Annotated in this window: 12 protein-coding genes; all 12 read left to right on the forward strand. The window is 38.8% G+C overall.

Features of this window, described 5'->3' with window-relative positions; genetic code table 11:
* Positions 1-27 precede the first annotated feature (27 nt).
* Positions 28-1,782: a pyruvate kinase gene (gene pyk, locus AB3N04_RS15385; RefSeq protein ID WP_368503573.1), complete on the forward strand. Its 1,755-nt coding sequence runs from the start codon at positions 28-30 to the stop codon at positions 1,780-1,782.
* A gap of 82 nt (positions 1,783-1,864) precedes the next feature.
* On the forward strand, positions 1,865-2,260 hold the full coding sequence (locus AB3N04_RS15390) for an FxsA family protein (protein WP_368503574.1): 396 nt from the start codon (positions 1,865-1,867) through the stop codon (positions 2,258-2,260).
* A gap of 138 nt (positions 2,261-2,398) precedes the next feature.
* Entirely contained in the window at positions 2,399-2,872 is a 474-nt protein-coding gene (locus AB3N04_RS15395; RefSeq protein ID WP_317122375.1) for a DUF441 domain-containing protein, read from the forward strand.
* Between the two features lie 220 nt (positions 2,873-3,092).
* Positions 3,093-4,208, forward strand: a complete 1,116-nt coding sequence (gene citZ / locus AB3N04_RS15400; RefSeq protein WP_368503575.1) for a citrate synthase — start codon at positions 3,093-3,095, stop codon at positions 4,206-4,208.
* A 111-nt stretch (positions 4,209-4,319) separates the two neighbouring features.
* Complete coding sequence (gene icd, locus AB3N04_RS15405; RefSeq protein ID WP_317122010.1) at positions 4,320-5,588, forward strand: NADP-dependent isocitrate dehydrogenase; 1,269 nt, start codon at positions 4,320-4,322, stop codon at positions 5,586-5,588.
* Positions 5,589-5,689: 101 nt separating this feature from the next.
* Positions 5,690-6,634, forward strand: a complete 945-nt coding sequence (gene mdh, locus AB3N04_RS15410; protein WP_317122011.1) for a malate dehydrogenase — start codon at positions 5,690-5,692, stop codon at positions 6,632-6,634.
* 212 nt (positions 6,635-6,846) lie between these two features.
* The gene (locus tag AB3N04_RS15415; protein WP_368503576.1) at positions 6,847-7,572 is read left to right on the forward strand and encodes a response regulator transcription factor; all 726 of its coding nucleotides are present in this window, start codon (positions 6,847-6,849) and stop codon (positions 7,570-7,572) included.
* Positions 7,565-9,343 carry a two-component system histidine kinase PnpS gene (gene pnpS / locus AB3N04_RS15420; RefSeq protein ID WP_368503577.1) on the forward strand — a complete coding sequence of 593 codons (1,779 nt, stop codon included), beginning with the start codon at positions 7,565-7,567 and terminating at the stop codon, positions 9,341-9,343. The genes AB3N04_RS15415 and pnpS overlap by 8 nt, the downstream gene beginning before the upstream one ends.
* A 455-nt stretch (positions 9,344-9,798) precedes the next feature.
* Positions 9,799-10,749 carry an FtsH protease activity modulator HflK gene (gene hflK / locus AB3N04_RS15425; RefSeq protein WP_368503578.1) on the forward strand — a complete coding sequence of 317 codons (951 nt, stop codon included), beginning with the start codon at positions 9,799-9,801 and terminating at the stop codon, positions 10,747-10,749.
* Positions 10,749-11,681, forward strand: coding sequence for a protease modulator HflC (gene hflC, locus AB3N04_RS15430; protein ID WP_368503579.1), 933 nt, complete (start codon positions 10,749-10,751; stop codon positions 11,679-11,681). Before hflK ends, hflC begins: the two co-directional genes overlap by 1 nt.
* Positions 11,682-11,790: 109 nt before the next feature.
* Complete coding sequence (gene polA, locus AB3N04_RS15435; RefSeq protein ID WP_368503580.1) at positions 11,791-14,418, forward strand: DNA polymerase I; 2,628 nt, start codon at positions 11,791-11,793, stop codon at positions 14,416-14,418.
* A gap of 14 nt (positions 14,419-14,432) precedes the next feature.
* A complete protein-coding gene (mutM, locus tag AB3N04_RS15440; protein ID WP_368503581.1) occupies positions 14,433-15,257 on the forward strand; it encodes a DNA-formamidopyrimidine glycosylase in 825 nt (274 codons plus the stop codon).
* The last annotated feature ends 44 nt before the right edge of the window (positions 15,258-15,301 follow it).

A 15,301-nucleotide genomic window follows, 5' to 3' on the forward strand; every position in this document is an offset into this window, starting at 1 on the left:
TAGATAAGCAATTACAGGAGGCAGAATATGCGTAAAACTAAAATTGTATGTACGATTGGACCAGCAAGTGAACAAATCGACACATTGGTTCAGCTTATTGAAGCAGGTATGAATGTAGCGAGATTGAATTTTTCTCACGGAGATTTTGAAGAGCATGGTGCACGAATAGCTAACATCCGTGAAGCTTCAGAGCGCACTGGTAAAACAGTAGCCATTCTTTTAGATACAAAAGGACCTGAAATTCGTACGCAAACATTAGAGGGTGGTGTAGCAGAATTAAAAGCAGGAGACCACTTAACTCTTTCAATGACTGAAGTAGTAGGTAATTCTGAGAAAATTTCTATTACATATCCTGGACTTGTTCAAGATGTGCATCCAGGTTCGAAAATCCTTCTTGATGATGGCTTAATCGGTCTAGAAGTTGTAGAAGTAAAAGAACAAGAGATTGTAACCAAGGTTCTGAACAGTGGAACTCTCAAAAATAAAAAGGGTGTAAATGTACCTAATGTGAGTGTGAATCTTCCTGGGATCACTGATAAGGATACAGCTGATATCAAGTTCGGTATTGAGCAAGGCGTTGACTTTATCGCTGCATCATTTGTTCGTCGTGCTACGGACGTACTTGAGATTCGTGAGTTACTAGAACAACACCAAGCAACTGACATTCAAATCATTCCAAAGATTGAAAATCAAGAAGGTGTAGATAACATCAATGAAATTCTTGAAGTTTCCGATGGTTTAATGGTTGCACGTGGAGATTTAGGTGTTGAAATTCCTGCAGAAGAAGTTCCACTTGTACAAAAAGACTTAATTAAAAAGTGTAATGCAGTAGCGAAGCCAGTTATCACAGCTACACAAATGCTTGATTCTATGCAACGTAACCCACGACCAACTCGTGCTGAGGCGAGTGATGTTGCAAATGCTATATTTGATGGTACAGACGCGATTATGTTATCGGGTGAAACGGCTGCGGGTGACTATCCTGTAGAAGCTGTTCAAACGATGAATAATATTGCAGCGCGTACGGAACAAGCACTTAATTACCAAGCGATTCTTTCTAAGCGTACGAAAGAAACACGTCCATCTATTACAAGTGCAATAAGTCAGTCTGTTGCTCATGCTGCGTTTAATCTAAATGCATCTGCTATTTTAACAGCTACAGAGAGTGGTTACACAGCTCGTGTCGTAGCTAAGTATCGTCCGCAATCACCTATTGTTGCTGTTACTAGTAATGAGCGTGTCATGCGTACATTAAGCTTAGTATGGGGAGTCTACCCTCTACTTGGACATAATGCTGAGACAACTGATGAAATGCTTGATAGCACTGTCAATACAGCTGTACAAGCTGGACAAATTGGACAAGGCGATCTAGTAGTCATTACCGCTGGAGTGCCTGTAGGTGAAACAGGAACAACGAACCTTATGAAAGTTCATGTCATTGGAGAAGTTGTTGCTAAAGGGCAAGGGATTGGCCGTCGTTCAGCTTCAGGAAAAGTAGTTGTGGCCCAAAATGCTCAAGAAGCAAACGATAAAGTAACAGAAGGATCAATTCTTATTACGTATAGCACAGATAAAGATATGATTCCTGCTTTTGAAAAAGCTGCAGCTGTTATTACAGAAGAAGGTGGATTAACTTCTCACGCGGCAGTTGTCGGGTTAAGTTTAAGTACACCAGTCATTGTAGGGGTGGCCAATGCATTGAATTTATTCCAAGACGGTGAAGAGATCACGGTCGATGGGGCACGTGGTGACATTTACAGAGGACATGCAAGTGTACTATAATGAGTAGTGAGGAGAGGGATTATCCTTCTCCTTTTTTCTTTAGTAGTATATTTAATAATTCACTATTGTGAAGGAGAGAACGATGTTTAGAATCCTATTATTGCTAATTATTATCGTTCCGGCTTTAGAGATTGCCGTTCTTATTTTGTCTGGAAATACAATTGGAATTTGGCCGACGATCGCTCTTATTATTTTAACGGGAATCCTAGGGGCTTGGCTGGCAAAAAAAGAAGGTTTACAAGCAATCAGAGTGGCACAACTGCAAACAAGTCAAGGACAGGTGCCTAGTAGTGTAATGTTAGATGGTCTTTGTATTTTAATTGGTGGGGTTGTTTTACTTACACCGGGCTTTATTACAGATGCAATTGGCTTCTTTTTACTAATCCCCCAAACTCGTGGGATTGCCAAAGCATTTCTGCTCAAGATATTTAATAAAATGATAAAAAATGGAAATTTTATCATTATGTCTAGACGTTAACCACAGGACCTTACCTGTGGTTTTTATTTTATCTAAGATAATCTTTGGGGGATTGTGTATGAGTGTCAAACATGGCGGAATTTTCAAAACTATGATATGATAAAGTAGAATTGCTAAGGAGGAAGGTTGGGTACAAACTTGTTTTCACAAGCAACGTTATTTATGCTAATTCTACTTGCCGTTGCCCTTCTTGCTAAAAATCAATCCTTGCTTGTTGCTGTTGGCATTCTACTTATTATCAAATGGGTGGGACTTGGAGACAAATTATTTCCACTATTCCAACAAAAAGGTATAAACATTGGTGTGACAGTGATTACGATCGCAGTATTAACACCAATTGTTACAGGGGAAATTGGTTTTAAACAACTTGGTGAAGCTGTGCGTTCTTCTTATGCATGGGTTGCATTAGCATCTGGCATTCTTGTTGCATTAATTGCATCAAGTGGAATTGATCTATTACAAAATGATCCTCATATTACAACCGCATTGGTATTTGGTACAATTCTAGCTGTCGCTTTATTTAATGGTGTAGCAGTAGGTCCTTTGATCGGTGCAGGGATCGCTTATTTGGCGATGAGGGTTGTACAATTCTTCACAAATTTGGGCGGCTAAGCCTACCACTAAGTAAAACTATCAGAATACTAAGTTAAGTGATAGTTTTAAAATGAGTAAATTAATTTACTATTTAAACGTTCACAAAAGTGTAAAAAATGTTTATAATGGTGCTTGTGTACATCCTTCCTACATAGCGCACATTTTCATTTCGTCAAAATGGAAATGTAAGCATTTACCGAAAGATGAAAAAGATATTCAGGGAAAAGGAGAGATTAACGTGAGTACAACTCGTGGTCTAGAAGGAATTGTAGCAACGACATCAAGTGTCAGTTCGATTATTGAAAGTGTCTTAACCTATCAAGGGTATGATATTGACGATTTAGCAGATAATGCGAGTTTTGAAGAGGTTATTTATCTTCTTTGGAACGGACGTCTTCCAAAAGAGCAAGAACTACGTTCGTTTACACAGGAGCTTGCTGATCATGCTGAAATTCCACAAGCAATTATTGATCAGATGAAATCATATCCAATTAATGAAGTTCATCCAATGGCTGCTCTACGTACGGCAATTTCAAGTCTCGCATTATTTGATGAAAATGCGGATGTAATGGAAGAAGAAGCGAACCGCTTAAAGGCGCTTAAGATCCAAGCACAAATCCCTACAATTGTGACAGCGTTTTCTCGAGTGCGTGAAGGGCAAGAGCCTGTTGCTCCTCGTAAGGATTTAGGTTTTGCAGCAAACTTCCTTTACATGCTAAATGGTAAAGAGCCAGATGAGGTTTCTGTTAATGCATTTAATAAAGCACTTGTGTTACATGCAGACCATGAGCTTAATGCTTCAACGTTTACTGCACGTGTATGTGTAGCGACTCTTTCTGATGTATACTCTGGTATCACAGCAGCTATCGGAGCTCTTAAAGGCCCACTACACGGTGGAGCAAATGAAGCGGTTATGTCGATGCTAAATGAAATTGAAGAAGTAGAAAATGTCGAACCTTATATCCGTAAAGCTCTTGACAATAAAGAGAAAATTATGGGCTTCGGTCACCGTGTATACAAAAATGGAGATCCACGTGCTAAACATTTACGCGAAATGTCTAAACGCTTAACTGATATTACAGGTGAATCTAAGTGGTACGAGATGTCTCTAAAAGTTGAAGATATGGTTACTGGCGAAAAAGGTTTATTGCCAAATGTTGATTTTTATTCTGCTAGTGTTTACCATAGTCTTGGGATCAAACATGATTTGTTTACCCCAATCTTCGCTGTCAGCCGTGCATCAGGTTGGTTAGCTCACATCTTAGAGCAGTATAGTGATAACCGTCTAATTCGCCCACGTGCTGAGTATGTTGGACCTGGTAAACAGACATATGTTCCAATTGAACAACGCTAATTAGCGTAGCAAGGAGTTTATAGCTCCTTGTACATAAGTTAGGGGAGGACAAGGTCATACTTGTCTTGTACAGTGAAAGTTAGCTTTATCAATCTAGGGAGGTAATGTAACATGGCAAACGGAGAAGTAATCAAGGTAGAAAATGGAGTTTTAGACGTACCAAATAACCCAATTGTTCCTTATATCGAAGGAGACGGAATTGGTCCTGATATTTGGGCAGCGGCTTCACGTGTAATGGATGCTGCAGTAGAAAAAGCTTATAATGGCGAAAAGAAAATTGTTTGGAAAGAAATTTTAGCTGGTGAAAAAGCATTCAATGAAACTGGAAGCTGGTTACCAGAAGAAACATTAGAAGCGGTTCGTAAATATATGATCGCTATTAAAGGACCTCTTACAACACCAGTAGGCGGTGGGATTCGTTCATTAAACGTTGCCCTTCGTCAAGAGCTTGACTTATACGTTTGTCTACGCCCAGTACGTTATTTTGAAGGTGTACCTTCACCTGTAAAGCGTCCTGAAGATACAAACATGGTTATCTTCCGTGAGAACTCAGAAGATATTTACGCTGGTATCGAATATCAAGAAGGTTCTGATGAAGTGAAGAAATTAATCAAATTCCTTCGTGAAGAGATGGGTGCTAGCAAGATTCGTTTCCCTGAAACATCTGGAATTGGTATCAAGCCTGTGTCACAGGAAGGTACAGACCGACTGGTTCGTGCGGCTATCCAGTATGCTCTTGATGAAGGTCGTAAGAGTGTAACACTTGTACACAAAGGGAACATCATGAAATATACAGAAGGTGCTTTCAAAAACTGGGGATATGAAGTTGCTGAACGTGAATTTGGCGATAAAGTATTCACTTGGGCTCAATATGACAAGATTGTTGAAGCAGAAGGTAAAGACGCTGCAGATAAAGCACAATCTGAAGCAGAAGCAGCAGGTAAGATCATTGTTAAGGATTCGATTGCTGATATCTTCTTACAACAGATCCTTACTCGCCCTAAAGAGTTCGATGTGGTTGCAACAATGAACTTAAATGGTGACTACATCTCTGATGCACTTGCTGCACAAGTTGGAGGAATTGGTATCGCACCTGGTGCCAACATCAACTATGATACTGGTCATGCAATCTTTGAAGCGACTCACGGTACTGCTCCTAAGTATGCTGGTCTTGATAAAGTAAATCCTTCTTCTGTTCTTCTATCAGGAGAGCTTATGCTTCGTCACCTTGGCTGGAATGAAGCTGCTGATTTAATCATGGCTTCTATGGATAAAACAATCGCTAGTAAAGTAGTAACATATGACTTCGCACGTCTAATGGATGGTGCAACGGAAGTAAAATGTTCTGGCTTTGCTGATGAATTGATCAACAACCTTTAATCATCTTAATGTTCAAGAAGTCCTAAAAAGGACTTCTTGAACAATTTACTGTCTGATCGTTTTTGAAAGGTTTGTTAAATCATAACTGGGAGTTGATGGAAATGGCAATTAAGCGTAGAAAGATTTCAGTTATCGGAGCAGGTTTCACAGGAGCTACAACAGCATTAATGGTTGCTCAAAAAGAGCTTGGAGATGTTGTATTAGTAGATATCCCGCAACTAGAAGGCCCGACAAAGGGAAAAGCATTAGATATGCTTGAATCAACACCTGTTCAAGGTGTAGATTCAAATATTGTGGGTACTTCAAACTATGAAGATACTAAAGATTCTGATGTCGTTGTGATTACTGCTGGTATTGCTCGCAAACCTGGTATGAGCCGTGATGACTTAGTGAGTACGAATGCTGGTATCATGAAAGCAGTTACGAAAGAAGTGGTAAAGCATTCACCTAACTGCTACATCATCGTTTTAACAAACCCTGCAGATGCTATGACATACACTGTATATAAAGAATCTGGCTTCCCTAAAAACCGTGTAATTGGTCAATCAGGCGTTCTTGATACAGCTCGTTTCCGCACGTTTGTAGCACAAGAATTAAACCTTTCTGTTGAAGATATTACTGGATTTGTACTTGGTGGCCATGGTGATGATATGGTACCTCTTATTCGTTATTCAGCAGCAGGAGGCGTACCTCTTGAGAAGTTAATTCCACAAGATCGTATTGATGCCATTGTTGAGCGTACACGTAAAGGTGGCGGTGAAATTGTTGGCCTCCTTGGTAACGGTAGTGCATATTATGCACCAGCAGCGTCACTAGCTCAAATGGTTGAAGCGATCATTAAAGATAAGAAACGTGTGATTCCTACGATTGCTTACCTTGAAGGCGAGTATGGTTACGAAGACCTTTATGCAGGTGTTCCGACAATTCTTGGTGGCGATGGAATCGAAAAGATTATCGAACTTGATTTGACGGACGACGAAAAAGAAGCACTAGCAAAGTCTGTAGATTCTATTCGTAACGTTATGCAGGCACTTCCAAGCAACTAATCTCACCCTTGAAAAGCCCTTATGATCTAAAGAGATCATAAGGGTTTTGTTCGTGGAATGATACCTAGAGGATATGAAAAGTTCAAAAGGGTGACGACATCTAATCTAACTTTGGTATACTAATGAAGAATGGGATGAGTATTAATTGTTTTACGTTGGCAGGGGAGCCGTTTAAATAAGTTCTACATAGGTAGAGTGTGGAGGGTGAACAAATGGCACAGAGAATTTTAGTCGTTGATGATGAGGAATCGATTGCAACATTGTTACAATTCAATTTGGAACAATCAGGGTTTGAAGTGACAGTAGCATCTGATGGTGAAGCAGGTTTAGCGTTAGCTAAAAGTGAATCATTTGATCTACTAGTATTAGATTTAATGTTACCAAAAATGGATGGACTTGATGTGTGTAAACAACTCCGACAACATAAAAAAATGACACCAATTCTTATGCTAACGGCAAAAGATGATGAGTTTGATAAGGTGTTAGGACTTGAACTCGGAGCAGATGACTATATGACAAAACCATTTAGCCCAAGAGAAGTAGTAGCAAGAGTACGAGCAATTTTAAGAAGAAGCGCTCATTTAACTGCTGTAAATGAAAATAGTACTAGTGAGCATACTGCTAATGTGATCAGCATTGGAGATGTAGAGATCTACCCTGACAATTACGAAGTACATGTACATAAGAAAGCACTCGAACTAACTCCTAAGGAATTTGAACTATTCCTTTATCTAGCTAATCATAAAGGTCGAGTATTGACGAGAGATCAGTTGTTAAATGCCGTTTGGAATTATGAATTTGTAGGTGATACACGCATTGTCGACGTTCATATCAGTCACTTGCGAGAAAAAATAGAGCCGAATACAAAGAAACCGGTTTACATTAAGACGGTTAGAGGACTAGGCTATAAATTAGAAGAGCCGCAGCTTCATGCATAAACTCAAGTTTAGGCTGGTATTTGCTATTTTAAGTATGACCTTACTGGTAATGGCTAGCTTGGGCTTGATTATCGGACAGGTCTATAAAAATATATATGAGAACCACTTAACAGATCGCCTTATGAAGGAAGCTGAATTAGCTGCATACACGATTGAATCTCACGAAGGAGACGAAATTGATGAGCAGCTGCTCGCGTCGAGAATGAGTGAACGTTTGGATGCGAGAGTCACGATTATTGCTGTTGACGGTACTGTATTGGGGGAGTCGGCAACAGACCCATCTACAATGGATGATCATTATGAACGTCCTGAGATCAGAGCCATTCGGGAAGGAAGACCTGAAATAGAGATTAGATATAGTGACACGGTGAACCAGGAACTATACTACTATGCCGTACCGTACGAAATAGAGGGGACGGAAGCTGGATACGTTAGAATAGGTGTAGCAACTCAAACCATCACAAATCTTAATGAAACGATTTGGTGGATTCTTGCTGTAAGTTTCACGATTGCCTTTGTTGTGATTGGGACGATCACTTATCGGATTGCAAATGAAATGATTAAGCCGATTGAAAATGCTTCTGAAGTTGCAATTGAGCTGGCAGAAGGGAATTTTAAAGCTCGAACGTTTGAAGGCAAGAAGGATGAAGTTGGACAGTTGACTCGCTCGATGAATGTGCTCGCTTATAATCTTGAGCAAATTACAAAGCGACATGAAGCACAACAAGAGCGGCTTGAGACTTTAATTAATAACATGGGAAGTGGTCTCATCTTTATTAATGCAAGAGGAGATATTTCCTTGATTAATCAAAGGTGTCACGATATCTTTCAAGAAGATACAAATGTTTGGTTGAATCAACTTTACCATGAAACCATTAAATTCAAAGAACTTATAAAAATTGTTCAAGCAGTCTTTATAACAGAAAAAAGGCATCGAGAACAGATTACGCTTGTTAACGGGCTTGATACAAAGCATTTTGACATCCATGCAGCACCTATTATGAGTGAAATGGGGATAATGAAAGGTATTGTTCTTGTTTTACATGATATTACGGAACTGAAAAAGCTTGAACAAGTTCGTAAAGATTTTGTGGCAAATGTTTCACATGAATTGAAAACACCTATTACATCCATAAAAGGATTTTCCGAGACTTTATTAGATGGGGCAATGAAAGATCCTGTTTATTTAGAGAAATTTCTTACGATCATTTATCAAGAAAGTGAGAGATTACAAAGTTTAATACAAGATTTATTAGAACTCTCTAAGTTAGAACAACACTATTTTAGTCTTAATTGGGGGAAAGCCGATTTAACTAAAATTACTGAGGATGTCGTTGAGCTCCTGCGCCCCAAAGCGAGGGATAAAGGAATAAAGTTAAATTTACATGGGGATACAAACGCTCGATTAGAGATGGATGGTGACTCAGAGCGCTTAAAGCAAATTGCTATTAATTTAATTAATAATGCGATAACTTACACTCCCAATGACGGTCGAATTGATGTGTCAATCATTTCCATAAAAGAATCAATTGAATTCGTTGTACAAGATAATGGGATTGGGATGGAGAAGGCTGAATTACCACGCATCTTTGAACGTTTTTACCGGGTAGATCGAGCGCGTAGTAGAAACTCTGGTGGAACTGGATTAGGGTTGGCAATAGTTAAGCATCTTGTCGAGGCGCATAACGGAAAGCTTTCTGTTTCGAGTGAGCTTGGTATGGGGACCACATTTAAAGTTATTTTTATTAGAAATCAACAGCGAAAGTCATAATGATCTAGGAATATAAAAATTTTACAATACTTTTACATTTCTTTCATTATAACTTAATGTCGATTACTTATAATAACTTATGAACGGTTTCATCAATGCTAAGCAAACATTCTAGATGCTCATCCCATCTATTTGTTTGTACACGTTGATTTACATCCCCTAAGAAAGACGAAAGCACCCCTTAGCTTTCGTCTTTCTTCTATTCAAAACACCTATTAACCTCTGTTCTCACGGCGGGCTGGTTATTCCCAGTCAATCCTTACTCTAAATCTCCTTCATTGATCCACCTAGATTAGTTATTTTTCCTCCAGTTGTGTGTAAATATATACTATAATAGTAAGGTATTTTCTATTATTGTTTAGAAAATATCATTCTTTTTCATGGGATTTTGAATCTTTTTAGAGAGATATCTCGTATAAAAGGTACCATCAATTATTAAAATAGGGGGATTATGCATGACAGTCAAACAATTAGTTGTTGGGTTTGTCTCCTTGATCGGTATTGCCATTCTTGCTTTGTTTCTAGCAACTGGTTGGTATATTGTCGATGAATCAGAACAAGCCGCTTTAATTACATTCGGGAAAGTGGATGAAACAGTTACTGAACCAGGTTTGAAATTTAAAATGCCGTGGCCAATTCAGCGTGTGGAAATCTTATCAAGAGGTACATACAATCTTCAAGTAGGTTACAGTGAAGAAGATGGGGAAGTTGTTGAGTTTACGAACGAAGCAAAAATGATTACAGGTGATGAAAATATTCTTTTTGCAGACCTAGCCGTGCAATGGAGAATTACAGATCCTGAACAATACTTATACAGTACTGAAGATGCGAGGTCAGTACTTTACAGTGCCACTTCAGCTGCTCTTCGTGGAGTCATTGGTAGCTCAGGAATTGATGAAGCATTAACTGATCAACGCCCTGAAATTGAGGCAAAAGTATTTGAAAATCTTGTAGAATTACTTGAAGTCTATGAGATTGGTATTAGTATTCAAGATGTTAAATTACAAGATGTTGAACTACCAACCGATGAAGTACGACGTGCGTTTATGGATGTAACAGATGCACGTGAGGAGCGTTTAACAAAAATCAATGAAGCAAATAAATACAGAAATCAACAAATAAACGAGGCAGAAGGGGAGAAAGATGCGATTATCTCTCGTGCTGAAGGAACAAAAGCAGAGCGTGTAGAACGTGCGCGTGGGGATGCTTCATTATTTGATTCTCTTTATAGCGAATATGTTGTTAATCCAGAAGTAACTAGACAACGTTTAGTAATAGAAACGCTTGAGCGAGTCCTACCAGAAACTGAAATCTATATCATGGATAGTAACAATGATACCGTAAATTATTTACCAATTAGACCACTTGAGCGTCGTCCTGAAGCTGCAGAGGGAGGAAGTAACTAATGAGTGACGAAAACATTGTAAATTTAAATGAACGTCGTCCGAATGACGAGTGGCGCAAGTATGTGAAATTAATTGCAGTTGCTATCATTTTAATTGTTATTTTGGCAACTATAATAAGTAACCTTTTTATTGTGGAACAAGGAGAATATAAAGTAGTCCGTCAGTTTGGAGAAGTAGTGCGAGTTGTGGATGAACCAGGTTTGAATTACAAGATCCCATTTATCCAATCGGTCACAACATTACCAAAATACCAAATGATTTACGATATTCCTCCAGCAGAAATCAATACACTGGATAAAAAGAGAATGTTAGCAGACCATTATGCTTTATGGCGAATAGAAGATCCACAGCTAATGATTTCTAACGCTACAACTATTGAAAGAGCAGAAGCAATTATGGGTGAAATTATCTTTTCAGCTATTCGCTCAGAGCTAGGTCAATTAAACTTCGATGAGATTATTAATGAAGAAAAATCATCGAGAGGAAGCTTTAATGAACTTGTACGTGAAAGAGTAAATGAAGCTTTAGAGCGCAATAAGTATGGGATCATCCTTACAGATGTTCGAATGAAGCGTACAGATCTACCTGAAGAGAACGAAGAAGCTGTTTATCGCCGTATGATTTCAGAACGACAATCAACAGCTCAAGAATACTTGTCGCAAGGGGATGCTGAAGCAAACCGAATTAAAGCAAACACAGACCGTGAAGTACAGGAGATTGTAGCAACAGCAACAGCAGATGCTAGAGTCATTGAAGGGGAAGGTGAAGAGGAGGCAGCAGCTGTTTATAATGATGCCTTTGGTCGGGATCCAGATTTTTATCAACTCTATCGTACCCTTCAATCTTATGAAAGAACCATCGGAGAGGATACGGTCATTGTCCTTCCAGGTGATTCCCCATATGCTCGTATTTTAATGGGCTATATTGATTAATTTCAAAAGCTTATAAGTAAAAGTCTCGCCTATGCGGGGCTTTTCTTTTTCGCTCGCCACTATGCTACAATTAAGCTAACAATAATTCGACTAGAAAGGAGCCGATTCGTTGAAGAAGCTCATATTAATTGATGGAAATAGTATTGCTTATCGTGCCTTTTTTGCCCTACCTCTACTAAATAATGATAAAGGGGTTTATACAAACGCTGTGTACGGGTTTACAACGATGCTCCTTAAAATTATTCAAGAGGAGAAACCATCACATATGCTTGTAGCATTTGATGCTGGAAAGACAACATTTCGTCACAAAACATATGAATCTTATAAGGGAGGTCGTCAAAAAACCCCTCCTGAACTCTCGGAACAATTTCCGCTTATTCGAGAATTGTTAGATGCATTTAATATTAAGAGGTTCGAACTTGATAATTATGAAGCAGATGATATTATCGGTACCCTTGCTAAGCAAGCCGAAAACGAAAAGTGGGAAGTGAAAGTTGTCTCTGGAGACAAAGATTTACTTCAACTTGTTTCTGATTATGTTACGGTTGTATTAACGAAAAAAGGGATTACCAACGTGGAGTCATACGATGAAGCGCTTATTGATGAGAAGTATGGAATTAAGCCAGAACAGATTATCGATATGAAAGGATTGATGGGGGATAGTTCAGATAATATTCCTGGCGTACCTGGTGTCGGAGAAAAGACGGCGTTAAAGTTATTAAAACAATTTGGAACAATTGAGAAGGTCTTGGATTCGATTGATGATGTTTCTGGAAAGAAGTTAAAAGAGAAACTGACAGAGAATAAAGATCAAGCATTAATGAGTAAGGAACTTGCAACCATATTTACAGAAGTCCCATATGACTTATCCCTTAATGAGCTCCAATTTGGTGAATATGATGAGCAAAAAGTGGTTTCTTTATTTAAGGAGCTTGAATTCAAATCATTAGTTGATCAATTTGATTCTGGAGCTAAGGAGTTAGATGAACCTTTAGAAGAGCTTTCATATGAGGTGCTAGAAGAAGTGAAAGAAGAGCATCTAATGACTCCAGCTGCTCTAATTGTTGAAGTGTTAGAAGAGAATTACCATCAGGCTGATATTGTTGGTTTTGGGTTAGTCCATGAAAAAGGTCGTTATTTTATTCCGACCGAGGTTGCTCTTCAATCAGACGTATTTGTGTCATGGGCAAAAGATGAAGATCAAAAAAAATGGTTACTTGATGCTAAGCGAGGCGTGGTCACTCTAGGATGGCAAAATGTATTATTAGATGGTGTTGACTTTGATTTATTAATGGCCTCTTATTTACTTGATCCTTCGCACTCTTCTCATGATCTTGCAGATATTGCAACTCGTAAAGGAGCTAAGAGCATTCAAGAAGATGAATTTATATATGGAAAAGGTGCAAAGCGCAAAGTTCCCGAACGTGAAGTGCTAGCGGAGCATTTAGTCAGAAAAGCAAATGTGATTTATCAATTAAAAGAGCAAATGGAGTCAGAACTTAAGCAAAATGAACAATTTGAGTTGTTTAAAGATTTAGAGATGCCTTTATCAGTGGTCCTAGGTCGCATGGAAACCGAGGGAGTAAAAGTAGATGTTGAGCAGCTAAAAGAAATGGGGAAAGACTTAGAGGAGCGTCTCGCTACTCTTGAATCCGATATACATGAACATGCTGGAGTAACCTTTAATATTAATTCACCTAAGCAATTAGGAGAAGTGTTATTTGGAAAAATGGGCCTTCCAGTAATTAAGAAAACAAAAACGGGCTACTCTACATCGGCAGACGTCCTTGAAAAATTAGCAGAAGAACATGAAATTATCCGTCATATTCTTCATTATCGTCAATTAGGGAAATTAAATTCAACCTACATTGAGGGGCTTGTTAAAGTAACGCATAAGGACACAAACAAAATTCATACTCGATTTAATCAAGCACTTACACAAACCGGGCGATTAAGTTCAACGGATCCTAATTTACAAAACATCCCGATTCGTTTAGAAGAAGGACGTAAGATTCGGAAAGCATTTATTCCTTCAGAAGAAGGCTGGAAAATGCTTGCCGCTGACTATTCTCAAATAGAATTAAGGGTCCTTGCACATATTGCTAACGATGAAAAGTTAATTACAGCTTTTAAAGAAGATATGGATATTCATACAAAAACGGCTATGGATGTTTTTCATGTAGATAAAGATCAGGTTACTTCAGATATGCGAAGAGGTGCAAAAGCTGTTAACTTTGGAATTGTCTACGGAATTAGTGACTACGGATTATCACAAAACCTAGGTATCACACGTAAGGAAGCAGCGAAGTTCATTGAACGTTATTTTAATAGTTATCCAAACGTAAAAGACTATATGGATCGAATTGTAGATGAAGCAAGAGAAAGTGGGTTTGTTCAAACTTTATTACACAGACGTCGCTATTTACCTGAGCTCACTAGTCGTAACTTCAATCTGCGTAGTTTTGCTGAGAGAACAGCGATGAATACGCCAATCCAAGGTACGGCAGCAGACATTATTAAAAAAGCAATGGTAGAAATGGCTATTCGTCTCGAAAAGGAACAACTAAAAAGCCGATTACTTCTACAAGTACACGATGAACTTATATTTGAAGTTCCCCCAGAAGAGATAGATGTCATGATGAAGCTTGTTCCGGAAGTGATGGAAAAAGCTGTTGAGTTGGATGTTCCTTTAAAAGTTGATATCTCAGCTGGTGACACTTGGTATGATGCAAAGTAAGGAGCGGAATGTCTATGCCAGAATTACCTGAAGTGGAAACGGTTAAGCGTACGTTGAGCGAGCTTGTGGTTGGTAAAACAATTTCAAGTGTGACCGTCAAATGGGCAAACATTATTAAAGAGCCCGACGATACGAAACAATTTGAAATGCTTCTATTAAACCAGACCATTCGAGAAATTCGTAGAAGAGGTAAATTTTTACTATTTGAATGCGATGATGTGGTGATGGTTTCTCACCTTCGAATGGAGGGACGTTATGGCCTTTATAAAAAGGATGAGGAACTGACGCCTCATACTCATGTGATTTTTCATTTTACCGATGGGGATGAGTTAAGGTATCAAGACGTAAGAAAATTTGGGACGATGCATATCTTTCCAAAAGGGTCAGAAGAAGGGGGGCTACCTCTAGCTCAGTTAGGGATGGAACCTTTCTCAGAGCAATTTACAGCTGAAGTATTGCAAGCGGCTTTTAGTAAAACAAATCGAAAAATAAAAGTAGCATTATTAGATCAGAAGACTGTAGTAGGCCTTGGGAATATTTATGTGGATGAAGCATTATTTAGAGCGCGCATTCACCCAGAGCGTCTTGCCCAAGCCTTATCAGAAGAAGAACTGATTGTTCTCCATCATGCGATTGTTACGACTTTACAAGAAGCGGTGGACCTCGGTGGGAGTTCCATTAAGTCTTACGTGAACGGACAAGGGGAAATGGGTTTGTTTCAACAAAAGCTTGATGTATATGGACGGAAAAATGAACCATGTCGTCAGTGTGGAACAGAAATCGTGAAAATAGTGGTTGGAGGTCGCGGGACTCATTATTGTCCAAATTGCCAAATCTAACGTACATCGGATAGGCTCTTGCCATATACTATCGTATCGTCTAG

Source organism: Alkalihalophilus sp. As8PL (assembly GCF_040939795.1).
In the GTDB taxonomy this organism is placed as follows: domain Bacteria; phylum Bacillota; class Bacilli; order Bacillales; family Bacillaceae_D; genus Alkalihalophilus; species Alkalihalophilus lindianensis.